General features: G+C 68.5%; 20 protein-coding genes. 1 reads left to right on the forward strand and 19 read right to left on the reverse strand.

The genetic code is table 11. The annotated features are described in order from the left end of the window. Window positions 1-62: 62 nt before the first annotated feature. From nuoN to C6Y44_RS14905, 15 genes are all read right to left on the reverse strand, one after another. Window positions 63-1,667 carry an NADH-quinone oxidoreductase subunit NuoN gene (nuoN, locus tag C6Y44_RS14835; protein ID WP_192378481.1) on the reverse strand — a complete coding sequence of 535 codons (1,605 nt, stop codon included), beginning with the start codon at window positions 1,665-1,667 and terminating at the stop codon, window positions 63-65. Next, complete coding sequence (locus tag C6Y44_RS14840; protein ID WP_159418095.1) at window positions 1,664-3,355, reverse strand: NADH-quinone oxidoreductase subunit M; 1,692 nt, start codon at window positions 3,353-3,355, stop codon at window positions 1,664-1,666. The genes nuoN and C6Y44_RS14840 overlap by 4 nt, the downstream gene beginning before the upstream one ends. A 13-nt stretch (window positions 3,356-3,368) precedes the next feature. Then, entirely contained in the window at window positions 3,369-5,261 is a 1,893-nt protein-coding gene (gene nuoL, locus C6Y44_RS14845) for an NADH-quinone oxidoreductase subunit L (RefSeq protein WP_159418094.1), read from the reverse strand. A gap of 58 nt (window positions 5,262-5,319) precedes the next feature. Next, window positions 5,320-5,619 (reverse strand): NADH-quinone oxidoreductase subunit NuoK, encoded by a 300-nt coding sequence (gene nuoK, locus C6Y44_RS14850; RefSeq protein ID WP_006554035.1) that lies wholly within the window; start codon window positions 5,617-5,619, stop codon window positions 5,320-5,322. Then, window positions 5,616-6,407: an NADH-quinone oxidoreductase subunit J gene (locus tag C6Y44_RS14855; protein WP_159418093.1), complete on the reverse strand. Its 792-nt coding sequence runs from the start codon at window positions 6,405-6,407 to the stop codon at window positions 5,616-5,618. Before C6Y44_RS14855 ends, nuoK begins: the two co-directional genes overlap by 4 nt. Then, window positions 6,404-6,949, reverse strand: a complete 546-nt coding sequence (gene nuoI / locus C6Y44_RS14860) for an NADH-quinone oxidoreductase subunit NuoI (RefSeq protein WP_088898402.1) — start codon at window positions 6,947-6,949, stop codon at window positions 6,404-6,406. Before nuoI ends, C6Y44_RS14855 begins: the two co-directional genes overlap by 4 nt. Beyond that, window positions 6,949-8,250 (reverse strand): NADH-quinone oxidoreductase subunit NuoH, encoded by a 1,302-nt coding sequence (gene nuoH, locus C6Y44_RS14865; protein WP_192378482.1) that lies wholly within the window; start codon window positions 8,248-8,250, stop codon window positions 6,949-6,951. The genes nuoI and nuoH overlap by 1 nt, the downstream gene beginning before the upstream one ends. After that, window positions 8,247-10,718, reverse strand: a complete 2,472-nt coding sequence (locus C6Y44_RS14870; RefSeq protein WP_159418091.1) for an NADH-quinone oxidoreductase subunit G — start codon at window positions 10,716-10,718, stop codon at window positions 8,247-8,249. The genes nuoH and C6Y44_RS14870 overlap by 4 nt, the downstream gene beginning before the upstream one ends. Next, window positions 10,715-12,901, reverse strand: a complete 2,187-nt coding sequence (gene nuoF, locus C6Y44_RS14875) for an NADH-quinone oxidoreductase subunit NuoF (RefSeq protein WP_159418090.1) — start codon at window positions 12,899-12,901, stop codon at window positions 10,715-10,717. The genes C6Y44_RS14870 and nuoF overlap by 4 nt, the downstream gene beginning before the upstream one ends. Next, the gene (locus C6Y44_RS14880) at window positions 12,898-14,202 is read right to left on the reverse strand and encodes an NADH-quinone oxidoreductase subunit D (protein WP_088898406.1); all 1,305 of its coding nucleotides are present in this window, start codon (window positions 14,200-14,202) and stop codon (window positions 12,898-12,900) included. The genes nuoF and C6Y44_RS14880 overlap by 4 nt, the downstream gene beginning before the upstream one ends. Then, entirely contained in the window at window positions 14,199-14,915 is a 717-nt protein-coding gene (locus C6Y44_RS14885; protein ID WP_088898407.1) for an NADH-quinone oxidoreductase subunit C, read from the reverse strand. The genes C6Y44_RS14880 and C6Y44_RS14885 overlap by 4 nt, the downstream gene beginning before the upstream one ends. Then, window positions 14,912-15,466: a NuoB/complex I 20 kDa subunit family protein gene (locus C6Y44_RS14890; protein WP_088898408.1), complete on the reverse strand. Its 555-nt coding sequence runs from the start codon at window positions 15,464-15,466 to the stop codon at window positions 14,912-14,914. The genes C6Y44_RS14885 and C6Y44_RS14890 overlap by 4 nt, the downstream gene beginning before the upstream one ends. Window positions 15,467-15,566: 100 nt before the next feature. Next, window positions 15,567-15,926 carry an NADH-quinone oxidoreductase subunit A gene (locus C6Y44_RS14895; protein ID WP_016935086.1) on the reverse strand — a complete coding sequence of 120 codons (360 nt, stop codon included), beginning with the start codon at window positions 15,924-15,926 and terminating at the stop codon, window positions 15,567-15,569. 259 nt (window positions 15,927-16,185) lie between these two features. After that, window positions 16,186-16,590 (reverse strand): response regulator, encoded by a 405-nt coding sequence (locus C6Y44_RS14900; RefSeq protein WP_080678464.1) that lies wholly within the window; start codon window positions 16,588-16,590, stop codon window positions 16,186-16,188. A gap of 80 nt (window positions 16,591-16,670) precedes the next feature. Beyond that, a complete protein-coding gene (locus tag C6Y44_RS14905) occupies window positions 16,671-16,952 on the reverse strand; it encodes a hypothetical protein (RefSeq protein ID WP_225623573.1) in 282 nt (93 codons plus the stop codon). A 302-nt stretch (window positions 16,953-17,254) separates the two neighbouring features. On the opposite strand from C6Y44_RS14905, the gene C6Y44_RS14910 reads away from it, so the two are divergent. After that, window positions 17,255-18,286, forward strand: a complete 1,032-nt coding sequence (locus tag C6Y44_RS14910) for an iron-siderophore ABC transporter substrate-binding protein (protein ID WP_192378483.1) — start codon at window positions 17,255-17,257, stop codon at window positions 18,284-18,286. Between the two features lie 36 nt (window positions 18,287-18,322). Here C6Y44_RS14910 and C6Y44_RS14915 read toward each other — a convergent pair whose 3' ends face one another. From C6Y44_RS14915 to C6Y44_RS14930, 4 genes are read right to left on the reverse strand one after another with little or no spacing between them, the layout of a single operon-like run. Then, window positions 18,323-18,991, reverse strand: coding sequence for a methionine ABC transporter permease (locus tag C6Y44_RS14915; RefSeq protein ID WP_016696053.1), 669 nt, complete (start codon window positions 18,989-18,991; stop codon window positions 18,323-18,325). Window positions 18,992-19,004: 13 nt separating this feature from the next. After that, window positions 19,005-20,024 carry a methionine ABC transporter ATP-binding protein gene (locus C6Y44_RS14920; RefSeq protein WP_088898412.1) on the reverse strand — a complete coding sequence of 340 codons (1,020 nt, stop codon included), beginning with the start codon at window positions 20,022-20,024 and terminating at the stop codon, window positions 19,005-19,007. Continuing rightward, window positions 20,024-20,860 carry a MetQ/NlpA family ABC transporter substrate-binding protein gene (locus C6Y44_RS14925; RefSeq protein WP_016696051.1) on the reverse strand — a complete coding sequence of 279 codons (837 nt, stop codon included), beginning with the start codon at window positions 20,858-20,860 and terminating at the stop codon, window positions 20,024-20,026. Before C6Y44_RS14925 ends, C6Y44_RS14920 begins: the two co-directional genes overlap by 1 nt. Window positions 20,861-20,920: 60 nt before the next feature. Next, on the reverse strand, window positions 20,921-21,949 hold the full coding sequence (locus tag C6Y44_RS14930) for an isopenicillin N synthase family dioxygenase (protein WP_404817755.1): 1,029 nt from the start codon (window positions 21,947-21,949) through the stop codon (window positions 20,921-20,923). Window positions 21,950-21,970: the final 21 nt, after the last annotated feature.

The raw sequence follows: 21,970 nt of genomic DNA on the forward strand, positions 1-21,970 counted from the left end.
CGCCTCCTCGGGAGGTGGAACCGATACGAGGGCCGCGGCATTCCCACCGCGCACGTTCGTGGTCAGAGCACGAACACCGCCGCCCGCTCGGCGAGGTCGAGGACGGGTTGCGGCAGGATGCCGAGCAGCACCGTCGCCACCGCCGCGAACGCGATCGCCGCGCTCGTCGCCACGGTCGAGGTCGCGAGCCGCGGGGCGTCGTCGGTCGGGTCGGTGAAGAACATCAGCACGATCACCCGCACGTAGAAGTACGCGGCGATCGCGCTGATCAGCACGCCGACGATCACGAGCGGAGCCGCACCGCCCTCGATCGCCGCGCCGAAGACCGCGAACTTCGCGATGAACCCGCTGGTGAGCGGAATGCCCGCCAGCGACAGCAGGAACAGCGCGAACGCCCCGCCGAGCAACGGGGAGCGTCGCCCGACACCGGCCCAGCGCGACAGCTCCCATGCCTCGCCGTCCGGGTCGCGCACCAGAGTCACCACGGCGAACACACCGACCGTCCCGATCCCGTAGACGAGCAGATAGAACAGCGTCGACGAGATCCCGGACGCGGTGCCGGCCACGACGCCGGTGAGCACGAATCCGGTGTGGCTGATCGCCGAGTACGCGAGCATGCGCTTGATGTCGTTCTGCGTCACCGCGAGGACCGCGCCGACGACCATCGTCGCGATCGCGACGGCCCACAGGATCGGCCGCCACTGGTCGGCGGAACCGGGGACCGCGACGTAGAGCACGCGCAGCAGTGCACCGAAGGCGGCGATCTTCGTGGCGGCGGCCATGAACGCCGTCACGGGGGTCGGTGCGCCCTGGTAGACGTCCGGCGTCCACGAATGGAAGGGCACCGCCCCGATCTTGAAGAGCAACCCGACGGCCAGCAGACCCACCCCGACGAGCGCGGTGGTCTCGCTGCCCGCACCGGTGTCGATCGCCAGGGCGATACCGCCGAAATGGACGGTCCCGGCATAGCCGTAGAGCATCGCCACCCCGTACAGGAAGAACGCCGACGAGAACGCGCCCAGCAGGAAGTACTTCAGTGCCGCTTCCTGGGAAAGCAACCGGCGGCGCCGCGCCAGACCGCACAGCAGATACAGGGGCAGCGACAGCACTTCGAGCGCGACGAACATCGTCAGCAGGTCGTTCGAGGCCGGGAAGACGAGCATCCCGCCCACCGCGAACAGCATGAGCGGGAAGACCTCGGTGCGCGCGCCACCCGCCGCGAGCGCCTGCCGTTCGGCCGCGGTGCCCGGAATCGCCGACGCCTGGGGCGCGAAAGCGTCGAGATGCGCACCGACCGCGGCGCGGGAAACCGATTGCGTGCGAACCTGTTCGATACTCCGTTCCGCGACGAGCGCAACCGACAGCACCGCCACGATCAGGACCGATCCCTGCAGGAACAGCGCCGGTCCGTCGATCACGACCGCCCCCGACAGGGTGGTCGCACGGGTTCCCGCGAGCATCACGACGGCAACGAACGCCGCCACGAGCGCGCCCGTCGTCAGGAGCACGTGGGCGAGATAGCGTGCCGAGGCCGGCGCGAAGGACTCGACCAGCACACCGACGACGGCCGCGGCGAAGACGATGAGGATCGGTGCGATCAGTCCGTAGTCGATCGCCGGGGCGGGAATCGACGCGGCAAGAACGACGATGCCCTCGGAGGGGTTCATTCGGCTTCACCTTCCTCGGAACCGTGGGCGGGAACACCACTCTCGGCGACGGGTCGCTCGGCGGGCACCACCGGTTCCGGCCGGGAGATCTCGATCGAGACGAGCGTGTCGTCGACCGCGGGGGTGATGACGTCGAGCGCGGGTTTCGGGTAGATCCCCAGGATGAGCAGCAATGCGATCAGCGGCGCGACCACCGCGACCTCACGAGGCACGAGATCGGAGAGCCTGCGGGCGTGTTCGGCACCGTCGTTCCCGTCGTCACCGTCGTCCCCACCGGGCAGGCGCACGGGTCCGCCCATCATGCGCTGGTAGAGCCACAGCACGTAGAGCGCGGACAGCACGAGCGCGAGTGTCGCGATCACCGCGGCCACCTGGTAGCGCGGATAGGTGCCGACGAAGACGAGGAACTCGCTGACGAACGGCGCGAGCCCGGGCAGGGACAGGGTCGCCAGTCCGGCGACGAGGAAGGTCCCGGCGAGGACCGGAGCGACCTTCTGCACCCCGCCGTAGGCGGCGATGGTGCGGTCTCCGCGCCGCGAGACGAGGAAACCGGCGATGAGGAACAGTGCGGCCGTGGAGATCCCGTGGTTGACCATGTACAGCGTCGAGCCGGCCTGCCCCTGCGAGGTCAGGGCGAAGATGCCGAGGACGATGAACCCGAAGTGCGAGATCGAGGTGTAGGCGATCAGGCGCATCACGTCGGTCTGACCGATCGCGAGCACGGCGCCGTAGACGATGCCGATGACGGCGAGGGTCACCACGACCGGTGCGAAGGTCACCGAGGCGTCGGGGAAGAGCTGCAGGCAGTAGCGCAGCATGCCGAAGGTGCCGACCTTGTCGACCACGGCCATCATGAGCACCGCCGCGACCGGCGTGGTCCGCACCGCCGCGTCGGGTAGCCACCCGTGCAGCGGCCACAGCGGGGCCTTCACCGCGAAGGCGACGAGGAAACCGAAACACAGTGCACCGAGCACGGCGGGGGTCGCGTCGAGGTCCCCCGAGACGGCGGCGGCGGTGACGGTCCGGACGTCGAAGGTGCCCACACCCGCGGTCTCCCCCAGCCCGGATCGGGCAGTGACCACGTACAGCCCGATCAACGCGGCGAGCATCACCAGTCCGCCGAGCAGGTTGTACAGCAGGAACTTCACGGCGGCGCGTGCCCGGTCGGCGCGCGGTGTCCTCGGCGAACCGAACCCGCCGATGAGGAAGTACATCGGGACGAGCATCGCCTCGAAGAAGACGTAGAACAGCAGGATGTCGAGGGCGGTGAACGACACGAGCACCATCGACTCGACGAGCAGGATCAGCGCCACGTAGGTGTGCGCGGAACGCGGGCGGGCCGCGCCGGCCTCCTCGTCGGCGGCGCGGTGATCGTGCCACCCGGCGGCCAGGAGCAACGGCACGAGCGCGGCGGTCAACAGGACCAGCACCAGGGCGATGCCGTCGACGCCGAGCCGGTAGCCTGCGCCGAACGAGGGGATCCAGTCGTGCGATTCGACGAACTGGAAACGCTCTCCCCCGCGGTCGAATCCGACGGCGACGATCACCGCGACCACGAGAACGGCGATCGACACCGCGAGGGCGATCGACCGGACGGCGGAACCGAAGCGTGCGGGCAGAGCCATGATCGCGGCGGCGCCGAGCAGCGGGAGCACCCACAGGATCGTCAACCAGGGAACGGTGGTCATCAGTACACCCCCATCACAGCGTCACCAGGACGAGCGCACCGACCACGACGGTCGCGCCGGCGAACATGTACAACGCGTACGAACGGACGAAGCCGGTCTGCAGCAGGCGCAGTCCGCGCGAGAGCGCACCGATCCCGGTGGCGGCACCGGTGACGGAGCCGTCGATGCCGGTGGATTCCACGGCGCCGAGGGCGCGCACCAGACCCTGACCGGGACGCATGAACACCGCTTCGTTCACGGCGTCGCCGTAGAGGTCGCGACGTGCGGCGACGGTGAGCACCGACACCGCCTCGGGGGCCGTCTCCGGGACCGGTGCGCGCACGTACTGCCGGTACGCGACGGCGACACCGGCGAGCACGACCGCCAGCGTGAGGGTGGTGACGAGCCAGACGGGCAGACCACCTTCGTGATGGTCGTAGCCGACGACGGGTTCGAGCCAGTGCTGCAACGCGCCACCGAGCACCAGCAACCCGCCGGCACCGACCGAGCCCACGGCGAGAGCGATCATCGGCCAGGTCATCGAGGCCGGCGACTCGTGTGGGGTGGCGTCGGGCGCCCATCGCCGGTCGCCGAAGAAGGTCAGGATCATCACGCGGGTCATGTAGAAGGCGGTCAGCCCCGCACCGAGCAGCGCGACGAGACCGAGCACGATGCCTTCGACACCGCCGGCGGCGAAGGCCACTTCGATGATCTTGTCCTTGGAGAAGAACCCGGCGAACGGCGGGATGCCGATGATCGCGAGGTAGCCCAGCCCGAAGGTGGCGAAGGTGATCGGCATGACCGCGCGCAGTCCGCCGTAGCGGCGCATGTCGGTCTCGTCGTTCATCGCGTGCATCACCGAGCCGGCGCCGAGGAACAGTCCGGCCTTGAAGAAGCCGTGGGTGAGCAGGTGCAGGATCGCGAAGGCGTACCCGGCGGGGCCGAGTCCGGCGGCGAGCACCATGTAGCCGATCTGGCTCATGGTCGACGCGGCGAGCGCCTTCTTGATGTCGTCCTTGGCGCAGCCGATGATCGCGCCGAAGAGCAGTGTCGCGGCGCCGACGATCACCACCGCGAGTCGTGCGGCCGGTGCGGCGTCGAAGATCGCGTTCGCGCGGACGACGAGGTAGACACCGGCGGTGACCATCGTGGCGGCGTGGATGAGCGCGGAGACCGGGGTGGGGCCCTCCATGGCGTCGCCGAGCCACGACTGCAGTGGCAGCTGGGCGGATTTCGCGCACGCGGCCAGGAGCAGGCACAGGCCGATCGCGGTCACGGTGCCCTCACTCGCCGCGGGTACCGCGGTGAAGACCGTGTCGTAGTCGAGGCTGCCGAAGGTCGCGAACATGATCATGAGGGCGACGAGCAGCCCCATGTCGCCGACGCGGTTGACGACGAACGCCTTCTTCGCGGCGGTCGCGGCGGTGGGCTTGTACTGCCAGAATCCGATGAGCAGGTACGAAGCGAGACCGACGCCCTCCCATCCGAGGTACAGGACGAGGAAGTTGTCGGCGAGGACGAGCACCAGCATCGCCGCGAGGAACAGGTTCAGATAGGCGAAGAACTTCCGGCGCTCCGGATCGTGTGCCATGTAGCCGACCGAATAGAGGTGGATCAGCGAGCCCACGCCGGTGATGAGCAGTACGAAGCAGATCGACAGCGCGTCGAGCCGCAGTCCGAGATCGACCTGCAGTTCTCCGACCGGCACCCAGGTGAACACGGTCTGCTGCGCGAGTCTCTCGCTCGCGTCGAGTCCGCGCAGTCCGGCGAACATGACGACGCCGACGACGAACGAGGCGATCGCCGTGGCGCATCCGAGCAGATGTCCCCAGCGGTCGCTGCGACGCCCGAAGAGCAGCAGAACGAACGCGCCGGCCAGGGGCAGTGCCGGTATCGTCCACAGCGCCGAGTTCAGGAACGAAGTCATGCCGCGTGTCCTCTCGGTTCGTCGTGGGCTCTCACACTCACCGTCCTCGTAGGGGTCGTCAGTACTTGAGCAGGTCGGCGTTGTCGACGGAGGCGGATCGCCTCGTCCGGAAGATGGTCACGATGATCGCGAGGCCGACGACGACCTCGGCGGCCGCGACGACCATCGTGAAGAAGGCGAAGACCTGTCCGTGGAGGTTGCCGTGCATCCGCGCGAAGGTGACGAAGGCCAGGTTGGCGGCGTTGAGCATCAACTCGACGCACATGAACACGACGATGGCGTTGCGGCGCAGGAGGACTCCCACAGCGCCGATGGTGAACAGCAGTGCCGACAGGTAGAGATAGTTCTCGGGGTTCATCGCCGGTCCTTCCTCGCGTCGTCGTCGGGTTCGCGCAGGCCGAGTTCGGTGTGGTCCCAGTCGCGTCCGATGCGGCCGAGCAGCTCACCGACCGACAGTTCGGAGAACGATCCGTCCGGGAGCAGGGCCGGGACGTCGGCGGCGTTGTGGCGGGCATAGACGCCCGCGGCCGGCAGCGGTGTGACCCGCTCTCCTTCGCGGAATCTGCGTGCGGCGAGTTCGCGTTGGGTCTGCCTCGGCTGCAGTCGTTCCCGGTGGGCGAGCACCATCGCACCGACGGTGGCGGTGATGAGCAGCGCTCCGGTGAGTTCGAACGCCCAGACGTAGTCGATGAACAGCAGCACCGCCAGGCCCTCGACGTTGCCGCCGGCGTTGGCGGCGTCGAGTCCCGCGAAGCCGGAGACCGCGGTGTTCCCGATGCCACCGATGAGCATCACCGCGAAGCCGATCGCCACGACGATCGCGAGAACGCGCTGTCCCTTGATGGTTTCGACGAGGGAGTCGGCGGAATCGATACCGACGAGCATGAGCACGAACAGGAACAGCATCATCACGGCGCCGGTGTAGACGACGACCTGCACCACACCGAGGAACAATGCGTCCTGCGCGATGTAGAAGACGGCGAGCACGATCATCGTCATCGCGAGGAACAGCGCCGAGTACACGGCCTTCGGGGCGATGACGACACCGAGCGCCCCGAGTACCGCGACGGCACCGAGGATCCAGAACTGCACGGCCTCCCCGGTGGAGGTCGTGGTGAGTTCGGCGGCGAGCAGCGCGGTGGTCACCGGTGTTCCTCCCCGTCGGCGGCGGACGCGTATTCCGGGACGGGGATCGTGCCCCGGTAGTAGTCCTCGTCGGTGGCGCCGGGTGCCATGGGATGCGGGGGTGGCTGCATCCCGGGTTCGAGCGGCGCGAGCAGGCGGTCCTTCTCGTAGATCATGTCGGTGCGGTTGTCGGCAGCCATCTCGTACTCGTTCGTCATCGTCAGCGCGCGGGTCGGGCACGCCTCGATGCACAATCCGCAGCCGATGCACCGCAGGTAGTTGATCTGGTAGACGCGCCCGTACCGTTCGCCGGGCGAGTACCGCTCCTCGTCGGTGTTGTCGGCGCCCTCGACGTGGATGGCGTCGGCGGGGCAGGCCCACGCGCACAGTTCGCAGCCGATGCACTTCTCGAGTCCGTCCGGATACCGGTTGAGCTGGTGGCGTCCGTGATAGCGGGGGGCGGTGGGTCTCTTCTGCTCCGGATACTGCTCAGTGTTGGGCTTCTTGAACATCGTCGTGAGCGTCACACCGAAACCGGCGAGCGGGCCGCGGAATTCGACCATCACGATCCTCCTGGGAGACGACCCGCCGGGGCGGGCGGACTCGATCGGGTGCTCGACCGAGCAGGTAGTGGCGGCACGGGGAAGCCCCCGGCCATGGCGTCGAACTCCTCGTCGACGCCGGCGGGTGGTTCCGTCGCCTGTGCGATGCGCCGGGTCCGCCGCCCCTGCAGGGTGAGGTAGGCGAACAGCAGAGCGGTGGACAGCACCCCGGCGACGATGAGGCTCGCGGTGCCGGGCAGGACGTCGTCGGTGTCGAGGATGCGCAGCGCGGCCACGATCATCACCCACACCACCGAAACGGGGATGAGCAGTTTCCAGCCCAGGGCCATGAACTGGTCGTAGCGCAGTCGCGGCAGGGTGCTGCGCAGCCACACGAAGACGAACAGCACGACCCACACCTTGATCACGAACCACAGCAGCGGCCACCAGCCCGAGTTCGCGCCGCTCCACAGCGTCAGCGGCCACGGCGCGTGCCAGCCACCGAGGAACAGGGTGGTCGCGAGCGCGGAGACGGTGACCATGTTGACGTACTCCGCGAGCATGAACATCGCGAACCGCAGCGACGAGTACTCCGTGTGGAAACCGCCCACGAGTTCGCCCTCGGCCTCGGGCAGGTCGAAGGGAGCGCGGTTGGTCTCCCCCACCATCGACACCGAGTACACCAGGAAGGACGGCAGCAGCAGCACGACGAACCACAGGTCGTTCTGCGCGGCGACGATGCCCGAGGTCGACATCGTGCCCGCCTGCAGGAAGACCGCGGCGAACGCGAGTCCCATCGCGATCTCGTAGGAGATGACCTGCGCGGTCGAGCGGAGACCACCGAGCAGCGGATAGGTCGAACCCGAGGCCCAGCCGGCGAGCACGATCCCGTAGACGCCGACGGAGGTGATCGCCAGGACGTAGAGCACCGCGACGGGAAGATCGGTCAGCTGCAACGGCGTCCGGTTCCCGAGGATCGACACCTCCGGCCCGAAGGGAATGACCGCGAACGCCATGAACGCCGGGGCCGTCGCGATGATCGGGGCGAGCATGTAGATCGGCTTGTCGACCCCGGTCGGGATGATGCCTTCCTTGAGCGCGAGTTTCAGACCGTCGACGACGGTCTGGAACAGTCCCTTCGGTCCCACCCGGTCGGGTCCGACCCGCATCTGCATCCAGGCCATGATCTTGCGTTCGGCGAGGATCATCACGAGGGTCGTCAGGACGAGGAACGCGAAGATCGCCACGGCCTTGACGACGACGAGCCACCAGGGGTCGATGCCGAACATCGACAGGTCCACGGGCTGGGCGGTGACGCTCATCGCGGATCCTCCTCGGCCGATCCGGAGCCCGTCGTGGCGGTGGCCCGGATCCGCACCACGTCACCGGCGGTGACACCGAGATCGACGTGCACCATCGATCCCGGCGAGGCGGTGGGCAGCCAGACGACACGGTCGGGCAGGTCGTCGACCACCAGCGGCAGCGTGATCGAGCCGCGCTCGGTGGAGACGGTGAGCGAATGATGGTCGGCGGCGCCGATCTCCGCAGCAGTTGCGGCCGACAGACGGGCGACGGGTTCGTGCGCGGTTCCGGCGAGGTGCGGTTCGTCGTCCTGCAACCGGCCCGCGTCGAGGAGCATCCGCCAGGTGGCGAGGACCGCTTCCCCGAGAACGGGACGTCGTGGGGGTCGCGGGGACACTCCCGGCGATTCGGGAACGGTGCCCATCCATCGTCCGAGTTCCGCGAGTTCGTGACGCAGGGTCTCGACGTCGTGGGGGCCGGGATCGTCGAGGCCTCCGTCGAGGTCCATCGCGTCGGTGATCGCCGCGAGCACCCGGTGGTCGGGCAGTGCTCCGGTGTCGCGGAGGGCGATCGGGAAGGCACGTTCGCGTCCCTCCCAGTCGAGGAAGCTCCCGGCCTTCTCGACCACCGGCGCGACGGGGAAGACGACGTCGGCGCGGTCGGTCACCGCGCTGCGTCGCACTTCCAGACTCACGACGAAGCCGGCACCGTCGAGACCCGCGAGTGCGGCATCGGGGTCGGGCAGGTCGGCGGGGTCGACGCCGGCGACCACGAGCGCAGCCACATCACCTTCGGCGGCCGCGGAGAGGATGGCGTCGGTGTCGCGGCCCGCCTCCGACGGCAGGGTGTCGGCCGGTAGACCCCACGCCGACTCGATGTCGCGCCGGGCCTGCGGGTCGCCGATCGGGCGACCACCGGGCAGCAGGGTCGGGAAGGCGCCGGCTTCGAGTGCTCCGCGATCACCGGCGCGGCGCGGGATCCACGCGAGGCGGGCTCCGGTCTCGTCGGCGAGGGCCGCAGCGGCGGACAGCGTGCCGGGCGATGCTGCGGCCCGCTCCCCCACCAGCACGATCGCACCGGGAGTCCCGAGCGCCGCCGCGGCATCGGCGGATGCGCCGGTGCGGATCGCGTCGAGCGCGCGTGCCTCGTCGCCCGGGACGCACTGTTCGACCCGGCCCGACAGCTTGTGGACACCGCGCGAGGCGAACGGTGCGATCGTGAAGACCTGCAGCCTGTTCCGCCGGACCGCCTTGCGCAGCCGCAGGAAGACGATCGGCGACTCCTCCTCCGGCTCGAATCCGACGAGGAGCACCGCCGGCGCGCGGTCGAGGTCGCGGTAGGTGACGTCGAGGCGCCGTCCGGCGACCCGCGAGGTGAGGAAGTCCGTCTCCTCCCCCGACAGGGCTCGACTGCGGAAGTCGATGTCGTTGGTGCCGAGCGTCGTTCGCGCAAACTTCGCGTACGCGTAGGCGTCCTCGACGGTGAGCCGGCCACCGGTGAGGACCCCGGCCCTACCGCGCGCCGCAGCCAAGCCGCGGGCGGCGACGCCGAGCGCCTCGATCCACGATGCGGGAACGAGCGCTCCGGTGTCGTCGCGGACGAGCGGCGTCGTGAGGCGGTCGTCGGCGGTGGCATAGGTGAACGCCCACCGCCCCTTGTCGCAGTTCCATTCCTCGTTGACCTCGGGGTCGTCCCCGGCGAGGCGGCGCAGCACGACTCCGCGACGGTGGTCGGTGCGTTGGGCGCAGCCGCTCGCGCAGTGTTCGCACACACTCGGTGTGGAGACCAGATCGAACGGGCGGGCGCGGAACCGGTAGGCGGCGCCGGTGAGCGCACCGACCGGGCAGATCTGGACGGTGTTGCCGGAGAAGTACGACTCGAACGGTTCCTCGGTGTAGATGCCGACCTGCTGCAGCGCCCCGCGGTCGAGCATGTCGACGAACCGGTCGCCCGCGACCTGGTCGGCGAAGCGGGTGCAGCGCGCGCACAGCACGCAGCGTTCGCGGTCGAGGAGCACCTGCGAGGAGATCGCGATGGGTTTCGGGTAGGTGCGTTTGGTGTCCTCGAAACGGGATTCTGCGCGTCCGTTGGACATCGCCTGGTTCTGCAACGGGCACTCGCCGCCCTTGTCGCACACCGGGCAGTCGAGCGGATGGTTGATGAGCAGCAGTTCCATCACGCCGCGCTGGGCCTTGTCGGCCACGGGTGAGGTGAACTGGGTGCGCACGACCATCCCGTCGGTGACCACCGAGGTGCAGGAGGCGAGCGGTTTGCGCTGCCCCTCGACCTCGACGAGGCATTGGCGGCACGCGCCGACCGGTTCGAGCAGCGGGTGGTCGCAGAACCGCGGGATCTGGACCCCGATCAGTTCGGCGGCGCGGATCACGAGAGTGCCCTTGGGCACGGCGATCTCGGTATCGTCGATGGTGACGTTCACGAGGTCGGTGGTCTCGGATTTCTCCGCTCCGGCACCGGACACGGCGGTCATCGCTCGCCTCCTTCCGCGGGGGTGTCGGCGGCGAGCGTCGACAGGTGCGGGTCGAACGGGCAGCCGCCGTGCTCGAAGTGGGCGACGTATTCGTCGCGGAAGTACTTCAGCGACGAGGTGATCGGGCTGGTGGCGCCGTCCCCGAGGGCGCAGAATGCCCGGCCGAGGATGTTGTCGGAGATGTCGAGCAGCTTCTCCAGGTCGGCTTCGGTGCCCCGCCCGTGTTCGAGCCGCTCGAGGATCTGCACGAGCCACCAGGTGCCCTCGCGACACGGGGTGCACTTGCCGCAGGATTCGTGGGCGTAGAACTCGGTCCAGCGCAGCACCGTGCGGACGACGCAGGTGGTCTCGTCGAAGATCTGCAGGGCCCGGGTCCCGAGCATCGACCCGGCGGTGGCGACGTTCTCGTAGTCCAGGGGGACGTCGAGGTGTTCGTCGGTGAAGATCGGGGTCGACGAGCCACCGGGTGTCCAGAACTTGAGCCGGTGGCCGGCGCGCACACCTCCGGCGTAGCCGAGCAACTCCCGCAGCGTGATGCCGAGCGGGGCCTCGTACTGGCCGGGGGTGGTGACGTGCCCGGAGAGCGAGAACATCGCGAATCCCGGTGATTTCTCGGTGCCCATCGAGCGGTACCAGTCCACACCGTTGCGGATGACGAGCGGGACGTTCGCGATGGACTCGACGTTGTTGACGACGGTCGGGCACGCGTACAGGCCGGCGACGGCGGGAAAGGGTGGACGTAGGCGTGGTTGGCCGCGGCGTCCCTCGAGGGAGTCGAGCAGCGCCGTCTCCTCACCGCAGATGTACGCGCCCGCACCGGCGTGGACGACGAGTTCGAGGTCGTATCCGGAGCCGAGGATGTCGCGTCCGAGATAGCCGGCCTCGTAGGCCTCCGCGACCGCGGCGTGCAGGCGCCGCAGCACCGGGACGGCCTCCCCCCGCAGGTAGATGAACGCGTGCCGGGCGCGGATCGCGTAGGCGGCGATGATCACGCCTTCGACGAGGGCGTGCGGGGTGGCCAGCATGAACGGGATGTCCTTGCAGGTGCCCGGTTCGGATTCGTCGGCGTTGACGACGAGATAGTGCGGCTTGTCGTCGCCCTGGGGGATGAACGACCACTTGGTGCCGGTGGAGAATCCGGCGCCGCCGCGACCGCGGATCCCGGAGTCCTTCACCGCGGCGATGACCGTATCCGGGTCCATCCCGAGGGCGATGGGCAGGGCTTCGTATCCGCCGTGCCGCCGGTAGGCGTCGAGGGTCCACGCCTGGTCCTCGTCCCAGTAGCGGGTGAGTACGGGGGTCAGACCCGTCGGTGATTTCCCGACGGCGACGACGACCTCGTCCTTCTCCGGTGGTTCCGGTGCCCGCATGTCGTGCTTGCGGGCGACCTCGAGCCCGGCGAGGGAGGCCGGTCCGGCGGTACCGGCGGCCTCGAGCGCACCGGGCCGGTCGTCGGGGATCCCCGCGAGCAGGCGCGCGGTGTCGCGGAAGTTACGCAGCGGGGCGCCGCGCGTCGGTGTGGGTGTGCCGCCGGCGAGCAGGTCGTCGACGAGTTCGATCGCGGAGTCGACGGTGCGGTTGTCGAACAGTTCCCAGTCGACGGTCATCACCGGGGCGTAGTCGCACGCCGCGTTGCATTCGATGTGTTCGAGGGTGATCGCGCCGTCGGCGGTGGTTTCGTCGTGTCCGATGCCGAGCCGGGTGCACAGGGCGGAGAAGATCTCGTCGCCGCCCATCGTCGCGCACAGCGCGTTCGTGCACACCCCGACGTGGTGGCGGCCGGTCGGCGAGCGGCGGTACATGGTGTAGAAGGTCGAGACGGCGGCGACCTCGGCGCCGGTGAGTCCGAGCCGCCGGGCGCAGAACTCGATGCCGGCCGGCGTGATGTACCCGTCCTCCGCCTGCACGAGGTGCAGCAGCGGCAGCAGCGCCGATCGGGGCTGCGGGTAGCGCGCGACGATCCGGTCGGCGTCGGCGTCGAGGCGGGCACGCACGTCGTCGGGATAGCGGCGCGGTGCGTCGGGTGGGGTGAGATAGGTGTCCTCGTCGGGTCGCGGCCCGAGCGGGACGAGGACGGGTTCGCGTCCGGCCGGTTCGGTCATCGGCACGGCGGCGGTGGTCTCGCTCGTGGCCGCGGTGCCGGTGGTCTCCGCACCCGCGGCGCGCACGAATTCGGTGCTCATCGGTCCACTCCCCCCATCACCGGGTCGATGCTGGCGACGGCGGCGATCACGTCGGAGACCATGCCGCCTTCGCACATCGCCGCGACGGCCTGCAGATTCGTGAACGACGGGTCGCGGTAGTGCACGCGGTAGGGGCGTGTGCCGCCGTCGCTGACCATGTGGACGCCGAGTTCGCCGCGTGGCGATTCGACGCCGATGTAGACCTGTCCCGCCGGGACGCGGATGCCCTCGGTGACGAGCTTGAAGTGGTGGATCAGGCCCTCCATCGACTCGCCCATGATGTGACGGATGTGGTCGGGCGAGTTGCCGAGTCCGTCCGGTCCGAGCTGCAGTTTCGACGGCCAGGCGATCTTGCCGTCCTGCACCATCACCGGTCCGGGACGGAGCCGGTCGAGGCACTGTTCGACGATCTTCAACGATTCGCGCATCTCCCCGATCCGGACGAGATAGCGGGCGTAGCAGTCGGATCCCTCGGCGGTGACGACGTCGAACTCGTAGGTCTCGTAGCCACAGTAGGGTTCGGCGCGACGCAGGTCGTAGGGCAGGCCGGTGGATCGCAGGATCGGTCCGGTGACGCCGAGGGCCATGCAACCGGTGAGATCGAGGCAGCCGATGTCGCGGGTACGCGAGATGAAGATGGGGTTGTCGGTGAACAGGGCTTCGAGGTCGGCGAGGCGGCCGGGCAGCAGGGCGAGCAGGTCGCGGATCATCGGCACGGCCTCGTCGGGCAGGTCCTGGGACAGTCCGCCGGGCCGGATGTAGGAGTGGTTCATCCGCAGTCCGGTGATCGTCTCGAAGACGTCGAGGATCAGTTCGCGTTCGCGGAAGCCGAACAGCATGGGCGTGGTCGCACCGAGTTCCATGCCGCCGGTGGCCAGCGCCACCAGGTGTGAGGAGATGCGGTTGAGTTCCATGAGCATCACCCGCACGACCTGCGCGCGGTCGGGGACGAGATCCTCGATGCCGAGCAGTTTCTCGACGCCGAGGCAGTAGGCCGTCTCGTTGTGGAACGGGGCGAGGTAGTCCATGCGGGTGACGAAGGTGACGCCCTGGGTCCAGTTGCGGAATTCGAGGTTCTTCTCGATTCCGGTGTGGAGATAGCCGATTCCGCAGCGGGCCTCGGTGACGGTCTCGCCGTCGATCTCGAGGATCAGGCGCAGTACTCCGTGGGTGGACGGGTGCTGGGGTCCCATGTTGACGACGATGTGGTCCTCACCGCTGTCGCGTACGGCAGCGGTGATGTCGTCCCAGTCGCGTCCGACGGCGTCGAAGACGGTCTCGGTCGCGGGTTCGCTCGTCACGTGTACGCCCTCCGTTCGTCGGGTGGTGGGATCCGGGCGCCCTTGTACTCCACCGGGATTCCGCCGAGAGGGTAGTCCTTGCGTTGGGGATGTCCGCGCCAGTCGTCGGGCATCTCGATGCGGGTGAGCGCGGGGTGCCCGTCGAAGACGATCCCGAAGAAGTCGTAGGTCTCGCGCTCGTGCCAGTCGTTCGTCGGGTAGATGCGGTAGAGCGACGGGACGTGCGGGTCGCTGTCGGGGATCGCCACCTCGAGCCGCATCCGGCGGTTGTGGGTGATCGAGACGAGCGGATACACCGCGTGCAGTTCGCGGCCCGTCTCCTGCGGATAGTGCACCCCGCTGACCCCGAGGCACAGCTCGAATCGGAGGTCCGCATGGTCGCGCAGGGTGCGGGCCACGAGCGGCAGATGTTCGCGGCGGACGAAGACGGTCAGCTGGTGCCGGTGCACGACGACCTTCTCGACCGCCTGCGCGTAGCCCGTCCCGGTGTCGCCGGACCGCTCGTCGAGGACGTCCTCGAGCGTGTCGACGAGGTCGTCGAGGTACCCCCCGTAGGGACGTTCGGTGCTGCCGGGCAGCGTCACCCGGCGCACGAGACGGCCGTAGCCGCTTGTGTCGCCGGATCCGCGCACACCGAACATGCCGCGCCGCACGGCGATCACCTCGTCGGCGCGGTCGTCGTGGTCGGATCCTGTCCGTTCGAGATCGGTCATCGCGGCGGCACCGTCAGTTCGATGAGGGGGCGTTGGGCCAGGGCTGCTTCCTCGGCGGCGCGGATCGCCTCGACCCGGTTCACACCCAGGGGCATCTGCGCGATCTTCTCGTGCAGGGCGAGGATGGCGTGCAGGAGCATCTCGGGCCGGGGCGGGCAGCCCGGGAGGTAGATGTCGACGGGGACGACGTGGTCGACCCCCTGGACGATCGCGTAGTTGTTGAACATCCCGCCCGACGAGGCGCACACGCCCATCGCCAGCACCCACTTCGGTTCGACCATCTGGTCGTAGACGCGGCGCAGTGCGGGAGCCATCTTCTGGCTGACGCGGCCGGCGACGATCATCACGTCGGCCTGTCGCGGCGAGGCCCGGAAGGCCTCCATGCCGAAGCGAGCGATGTCGTAGCGGCCGCCGGCGGTTGCCATCATCTCGATGGCGCAGCACGCGAGCCCGAAGGACGCCGGCCACAACGAGCCCTTCCGTGCGAAACCGGCGAGGGTCTCGACGGTACTGAGCAGGAAACCGCTGGGGACCTTCTCCTCGATGCCCATCGTCCTCACCTCCCCCGGAATCGGACCGGGCACCCGATGCCCGGCCGTCCGCTCGCGGAACCCCTTCGTATGCAGGACATCCCGCTGTGCATGCGGGTCGTCAGTCCCATGTCAGGCCTCCTCGTTTCCACTCGTAGGCGTAGGCGACGAAGACGTTGAACATGAACAGCGCCATCGCTGCCAGACCGAAGACGCCGAGTGCGTCGAAATGGACCGCCCACGGGTACAGGAAGACGATCTCGATGTCGAAGATGATGAACAGCATCGCGGTGAGGTAGTACTTCACCGGGAAGCGGCCACCTCCCACCGGCTGGGGTGTGGGGTCGATACCGCACTCGTACGCATCGAGCTTGGCGCGGTTGTACCGGCTCGGGCCCGCGAGGCTCGCCACCGCGACGGAGAAGACGGCGAAGGCAAGCGCGATGCCACCGAGTACCAGGATCGGTACGTAAGCGTTCATGCGACCTCCGGTTGCTCGCGCGAATCCGGCCGCGGGTCTGCTCGTCGCCCGCGAACCCACCCCCGCCGTGCACCGGGCGGTTCCACCCCGGCTCCGGGTTGTGAGTTACGGCACACACTAGTGCTGTTCGCGTCGGACTTGTCGCGATTTCACGCCCTCGATTCGGGGCGGCGTGTCGGGCTGCTCCACAACCGGAAGGAGAGTAGATTCTCCGGCCCCGCATACGAGTTCGCGGCCGGGCGGTCGCGCGCCGGAAGGGTCAGGAGGGGCGGGAGCGAGGGGTGAGCAGAGCGAGGACCTGGCGGCCGAGCCGGATCGGGTCGACGGGATGACGCAGCGCCACCTCGGCGCCGGACCAGCGGGCCAGCCATTCGTCGTCGGCCCGGGCGATCAACACGATGATCGGTGGGCACGAGTCGAGTTCGTCCTCGAGTTGCTTCGCGAGACCCATGCCGCCGGCGGGGGCGGCCTCACCGTCGAGCACGGCGAGTGCGATGTCGCCGGCGTGCATGCGTTCGACGACGACCGGCGGTGTCGCGACCTCGACGTAGTCGAGGGGAGGCAGATCCGGGTGCAGGCGGGTACCGAGGGCATCACGAACCTGTTGCCGCACGGTCGCATCGTCGCTGTAGACGAGGATGCGCAGCGAGTCGGTCACGGGCAAGATGCTAACCGAGCACACCCGCCCGTCCGGGGAACCCGCGTGTCGCGGTGGCGCCGCGACATCGGCGGGCCGGGACGAGCTCAGGATCCGCTACCGAGCGGATGCCACCGCTCGCGGATCTCGGGACGGATGGCCGTCTCCGTCTCGTCGTCGTGGATGATCGAGGCGGGCGCGATCATCAGGTGCGCCAGCACGATGCACGCGCCGGTGAGCATGGCGAATGCGGCACCGATCAGATACGACCCGGTGAACACCGCAGCCAGGAATCCGATCGTGAGCATTCCCGTGAGCGCGATGATCGCGAGAATCCGCCGATTCGAGCGTGGCACCGAATCGGACTTCTTGTCCGTGGATGCAACCATGAGCATCTCCGTTCCTCCCCGGAACGACGCATCCCGTACCCCCGCATCCACTCATCGTTCCCGGTCGACGAATCGTCGGTGATGAGCGAACCCCCGCGGTGGCCGAGTGCGGCCGTCCCCCCTCCCGCTCGGGCCGTGAGCGGTTTCGATAACAGAATACTATCAAATGTGACATCCGTCTCGTGATCTGTTTGTGGGACATCACGAAGTTGGGGACCGCCCCGAAATCTGTCGGTAACCCGCCGCCCGGCCGGAAGGTTAGGCTCACCTCTCGACATGGCCCCCATCACTGAGAGGTACTCATGAAATTCCGATCCCAGCGCCGCGGGCCGCGCGCGGTAGTCGTACTCGTCGCCGCCGCCGTCGCGCTCACCGCGTGCTCGGCCGGCAGTGGCGACGACTCGAACGGCTCTCCGACAGGCGACTTCGAACCCGTCGCGACCGAGCACGCACTGGGCACCGCCGAGATCGACGCGCAGCCCCAGAGGGTCGTGACGCTCGGGATGGGCTCGGCCGAGACGGCGATCGCCCTCGGCGTCACCCCGGTGGGGATGGAGGAATATCCCTGGGGCAGCGACGAAACGGGATACCTGCCCTGGATCCACGAGGAACTGACCGAACGCGGCGAGCCGCTGCCCGAGCAGTTCACCGGCGGCACCGAGGTGGACGTCGAGGCGATCGCCCGACTCGCCCCGGATGTCATCCTCGCGCCGTGGTCCGGGATCACGCAGGAGCAGTACGACCTGCTGTCGGCGATCGCTCCGACCGTCGCCTATCCCGAACTGCCGTGGACGATCACCTGGCAGGACCAGATCGAGACCATCGGCACCGCGCTCGGCAAGCACGACGAATCACTGGATCTGATCACCGGGATCGAGGACGCCTTCGAACGCACTGCGGCCGCGCACCCCGAATACGCCGGCGTGACGTTCTCCTATATCTACAACACCGGCCCCGGCACGCTGGGCGTGTTCATGCCCGACGAGCAGCGCGTGGCGATGGTTCGCGGACTGGGGCTGACGGTCGACCCGGTCGCGAACACTCTCGAGGAGACCGAGGGCACCGACTCGGCGGTCATCGGGCTCGAGAACGCCGGACTGCTGAAGGACTCGGATCTGATCTTCACGTTCTATTCCGACCCGGCGAACCGCGCGGAGATCGAATCGCAGCCCGTCTACCAGCAGATTCCGGCGATTGCGCGCGGGTCGCTCGTCGCGCCGGAGGAACAGCCGTTCGTCACGGGATCGTCGATGATCAATCCGCTCACCGTGCCGTGGTCGATCGACCGCTACGTCCCGCTCGTCGACGAGGCGATCGCGAAGCTCGACCGCTGAGCCGGACGCACCGGTGGTGCGCCCGGCTCTCGGGCGTCACCGCCGGTGCGCGAGCCTGCGGACCATCAGATCACCGATCGACTGCATGATCTGCACCATCACGATGAGGACGACCACCGCGAGCAACAGCACCGGCGTGTTGAACCGCTGGTAGCCGTAGACGATCGCGAAGTCGCCGAGACCGCCACCACCGATGACACCGGCCATGGCCGAATAGCCCACCAGCAGCACGAGGGTGAGGGTGGCACCGGCGATCAGCGGGGACAGCGCTTCGGGCAACAGCACCTTGCGCACGATCTGCGCGTTGGTGGCTCCCATCGCCTGGGCCGCCTCGACCCGGCCCCGGGGCACCTCCCGCAGAGCGGATTCGACGATCCGGCCGAAGAACGGGATGGCACCGATGGTCAACGGCACGATCGCCGCGGTCGGCCCGATCGCGGTACCCACGATGAAGCGGGTGAACCCGATCAGCGCGATCAGCAGGATGAGGAAGGGAAGCGACCGGAACAGGTTGACGATCACGCCGAGGACGGTGTTGAGCGTCCTGCGGGGCCACAGCCCGGACGGTGACGTCAACTGCAACACGATCCCGACCAACACACCACCGACGACGGTGAGCACGAAGGACACCGCAACCATGTAGAGCGTCTCGAGGGTGGCTTCCCACACCTCCGGGAAGGCGTCGTACCACTGCAGTTTGTTCATCGCGCCTGCACCGTCATTCCGTGAGTCCCTCCAGTTCGGCTTCCGTCCCCCACGCCAGGCTCAGATACGGGCGTTCGGCCACGAAGCCCTCGATGAGTGCCCGATCGGTGCCCGCCGTGAACCGCAGGCGCATCCGGCCCACGGTGACGCTGCCGACCTGTTCGACCCGGCCACCGACCACAGCGATGTCGGCGTCGATCGCGCGGATCATCTCCGCGAGCCACGGACCGTGCGCGGCATCACCGATCGCGGTGACCAGAGCCGTGTCGGCACCCGAACCCGTCGACGGGTCGGTGCCGACCGGGACGAGCGCGTGCCCGAGCGCCGACTCGGGATCGGCGACGAGATCGACGATCCGGCCCGTCTCGACCACCTGTCCGGCATCGAGCCGAGCAGCCGAGCTGCAGATCCGGCGCAGCACCCCGAGTTCGTGGGTGATCACCACGACCGTGACACCGAGTCGTCTGTTCACCTCGGCGACCAGATCGAGGACCTGATCGGTGGTGTCCGGGTCCAGGGCGCTCGTCGCCTCGTCGCACAGCAGCACCTCGGGTTCTGCGGCGAGTGCGCGAGCGATGCCCACGCGCTGCTGCTGACCACCGGACAACTGCGAGGGGTAGCTCTCCCCCTTGCCGGCCAGGCCGACGAGATCGAGCAGCTCGAGCGCCCGCGTGCGGCGCTGTTCCTTGCCGATCCCGGCCACTTCGAGGGGGAACTCGACGTTCCGGATCACGGTGCGCGAGTGCAGCAGGTTGAACTGCTGGAAGACCGTCCCGATCCGTCGACGGGCCGCGCGCAGTTCCGCACCGGACAGGGTCGACAGGTCGTCCTTACCGAGCAGGATCCGTCCCGAGGTGGGCCGCTCGAGCAGGTTCAGGCAGCGCAGCAGCGTGGACTTGCCGGATCCGGACGGACCCACGATGCCGTAGATCTCGCCGTCCGGGATCTCGAGCGACACCCCTCGCAGCGCCGCGACCTCCCCGGAGCGTCCGGCTCCGGGGAAGGTCTTGACGAGGTTCTCGACGACGATCATCAGTTCGTCGGGTGGACCGGCAGCACGGCGCCGGAGTAGGTCTCCTCGATCCAGGCAGCCGTCTCGGGCGACTCGAGGGCCTCGGCCAGGGCGGTCACGGCCGGGTCGTTCTCGTTCTCGGCCCGCACGACGAGCAGGTTGGAGAAGGGGTTGTCCTCGACCTCTTCGGTGACGATGGCGTCCTCGGCCGGGTTCAGTCCGGCTTCGAGCGCGTAGTTGGAATTGATCACGGCGGCGGTGATCTGTGCGTCGTCGAGCTGACGGGCGAGCTGCGGACGCTCGATGCCGACCAGGTTGAGGTTCTTCGGGTTGGCGGTGATGTTCGATTCGGTGACCACCGACAGGTCGGCCTCCTCGAACGGCACGTCCATCTCGAGCAGACCGGCCGATTCGAGCAGGTACAGCGCGCGAGCGTAGTTGGTGGTGTCGCGCGGCACGGCGACGGTGTCGCCGTCCTTCAACTCGTCGAGCGAGGCGATCTTGTTCGAGTAGAGCCCGATGGGCTCGAGATGCACGTCGGCGACGGCGACGAGGTCGTCGACACCCTTCTGTTTCTGCCAGTCCGTCAGGTAGGGCTCGTGCTGGAAGAAGTTCGCGTCGACGTCGCCGGCCTCGAGCAGTTCGTTGGGATCGACCTCACCGGTGATCTCGACGATGTCGAGTTCGTAGTCGCCCAGCGCCCCGGTGCTCACGATCTGGTCGAGGATCTCGACGTGCGGGGTGGACGACGCCGAGATCCGGAGGGTGGTGTCGTCCCCTTCGGACGACGAGCAGGCCGCGAGGCCCGCAGCGAGGGTGAGCGCGGCGGACGCGACGACGATACGACGCAGTGACATCGGGTGGATACCTTCCGTTGGAAATGCGGGGACGTTGGACATGCGGGACGGACAGATCGATTATCGGGGTGCGGCGAAGCGGGCGAGGAGATCCGCGTGAAAACGCTCCGCCACGTTCGGGTGTGCCCGGAGGCGGGACTTGAGTGCGTTGAGGCCGTAGACGGCGTGCAGCGTGCCGCCGTGCGCGTCGGGGCCCACGCCACGGGCGACCGCGGCGAGGTCCGCGGGCAGCTCCACCGGTGGGAGTTCGCGGTCGAGACCGGGATTGAGGAAGAAGGGCAGCGACACGCGGTCGGTGCCCGCCGGGGGCGGCAGCACGCGGTGGACGGTCGCCTGGAGGTAACCGCCGGTGGCGACCTCGAGGAGTTCGCCGATGTTGACGATGAAATGCCCTGGGAGCGGGTCGATGTCGACCCACCGGCCGTCGCCTTCGACCTGGAATCCGGTGCTGCCGGGTTCGGGGTAGAGCAACGTCAGCGCGCCGACGTCCTTGTGGCTGCCGACTCCCTGATCGGTGACCGAGCGGTCGTGGCCGGGATACCGTGCGATCTTCAGCAGCGGGTCGGGATCGGCGAAGGCATCCTCGAAGTGATCGGCGGGGGCGCCGAGGGACTCGGCCCATGCGCCGAGCAGTCGGCGCCCGACGTCGCCGGCCTCGTCGATCCAGCGCAGGGCCAGTTCACGCAGTCGGGGGACCTGCTCGGGCCACAGATTGGGGCCGTGCAGCACCTCCCAGGGGCGGTCGGGGTCGATCTCGGCGACGGCGTCGCGTTCCGGGCCGATGTCGAGTTGTTCGCGCCAGTCGACGTAGCCCTGGGTGCGTTCGCCGCCGACACGGGTGTAGCCGCGGAAGTGGGGTGAGCGGATGTTCTCGATCGCGAGCTTGTCCGCCTCGGGGAGGGCGAAGAACTCGCGGGCCGCCGCGACCAGTTCGTCGGCGAGCGCGGGATCGATCCCGTGACCGGCGAGATGGAAGAACCCGGTCTCGTGGGTGGCCTCCCGGAGACGATCGAGCAGGGCGTTGCGCGTTGTTTCGTCGCCGTCGAGATCGGACAGATCGATGACGGGCAATACCGCCGAATCGGACATGATGTGCCTTTCGAACCGCAT

The sequence above is a fragment of the Rhodococcus rhodochrous genome, from assembly GCF_014854695.1.
In the GTDB taxonomy this organism is placed as follows: domain Bacteria; phylum Actinomycetota; class Actinomycetes; order Mycobacteriales; family Mycobacteriaceae; genus Rhodococcus.

Excerpts from the sequence above, each read along its gene's own strand:
- nuoN (WP_192378481.1), bottom strand. The coding sequence starts at position 1,667 with ATGAACCCCTCCGAGGGCATCGTCGTTCTTGCCGCGTCGATTCCCGCC.
- C6Y44_RS14840 (WP_159418095.1), bottom strand. The coding sequence starts at position 3,355 with ATGACCACCGTTCCCTGGTTGACGATCCTGTGGGTGCTCCCGCTGCTC.
- nuoL (WP_159418094.1), bottom strand. The coding sequence starts at position 5,261 with ATGACTTCGTTCCTGAACTCGGCGCTGTGGACGATACCGGCACTGCCC.
- nuoK (WP_006554035.1), bottom strand. The coding sequence starts at position 5,619 with ATGAACCCCGAGAACTATCTCTACCTGTCGGCACTGCTGTTCACCATC.
- nuoI (WP_088898402.1), bottom strand. The coding sequence starts at position 6,949 with ATGGTCGAATTCCGCGGCCCGCTCGCCGGTTTCGGTGTGACGCTCACG.
- nuoH (WP_192378482.1), bottom strand. The coding sequence starts at position 8,250 with ATGAGCGTCACCGCCCAGCCCGTGGACCTGTCGATGTTCGGCATCGAC.
- C6Y44_RS14870 (WP_159418091.1), bottom strand. The coding sequence starts at position 10,718 with ATGACCGCCGTGTCCGGTGCCGGAGCGGAGAAATCCGAGACCACCGAC.
- nuoF (WP_159418090.1), bottom strand. The coding sequence starts at position 12,901 with ATGAGCACCGAATTCGTGCGCGCCGCGGGTGCGGAGACCACCGGCACC.
- C6Y44_RS14885 (WP_088898407.1), bottom strand. The coding sequence starts at position 14,915 with ATGACCGATCTCGAACGGACAGGATCCGACCACGACGACCGCGCCGAC.
- C6Y44_RS14890 (WP_088898408.1), bottom strand. The coding sequence starts at position 15,466 with ATGGGCATCGAGGAGAAGGTCCCCAGCGGTTTCCTGCTCAGTACCGTC.
- C6Y44_RS14895 (WP_016935086.1), bottom strand. The coding sequence starts at position 15,926 with ATGAACGCTTACGTACCGATCCTGGTACTCGGTGGCATCGCGCTTGCC.
- C6Y44_RS14905 (WP_225623573.1), bottom strand. The coding sequence starts at position 16,952 with ATGGTTGCATCCACGGACAAGAAGTCCGATTCGGTGCCACGCTCGAAT.
- C6Y44_RS14910 (WP_192378483.1), top strand. The coding sequence starts at position 17,255 with ATGAAATTCCGATCCCAGCGCCGCGGGCCGCGCGCGGTAGTCGTACTC.
- C6Y44_RS14915 (WP_016696053.1), bottom strand. The coding sequence starts at position 18,991 with ATGAACAAACTGCAGTGGTACGACGCCTTCCCGGAGGTGTGGGAAGCC.
- C6Y44_RS14920 (WP_088898412.1), bottom strand. The coding sequence starts at position 20,024 with ATGATCGTCGTCGAGAACCTCGTCAAGACCTTCCCCGGAGCCGGACGC.
- C6Y44_RS14925 (WP_016696051.1), bottom strand. The coding sequence starts at position 20,860 with ATGTCACTGCGTCGTATCGTCGTCGCGTCCGCCGCGCTCACCCTCGCT.
- C6Y44_RS14930 (WP_404817755.1), bottom strand. The coding sequence starts at position 21,949 with ATGTCCGATTCGGCGGTATTGCCCGTCATCGATCTGTCCGATCTCGAC.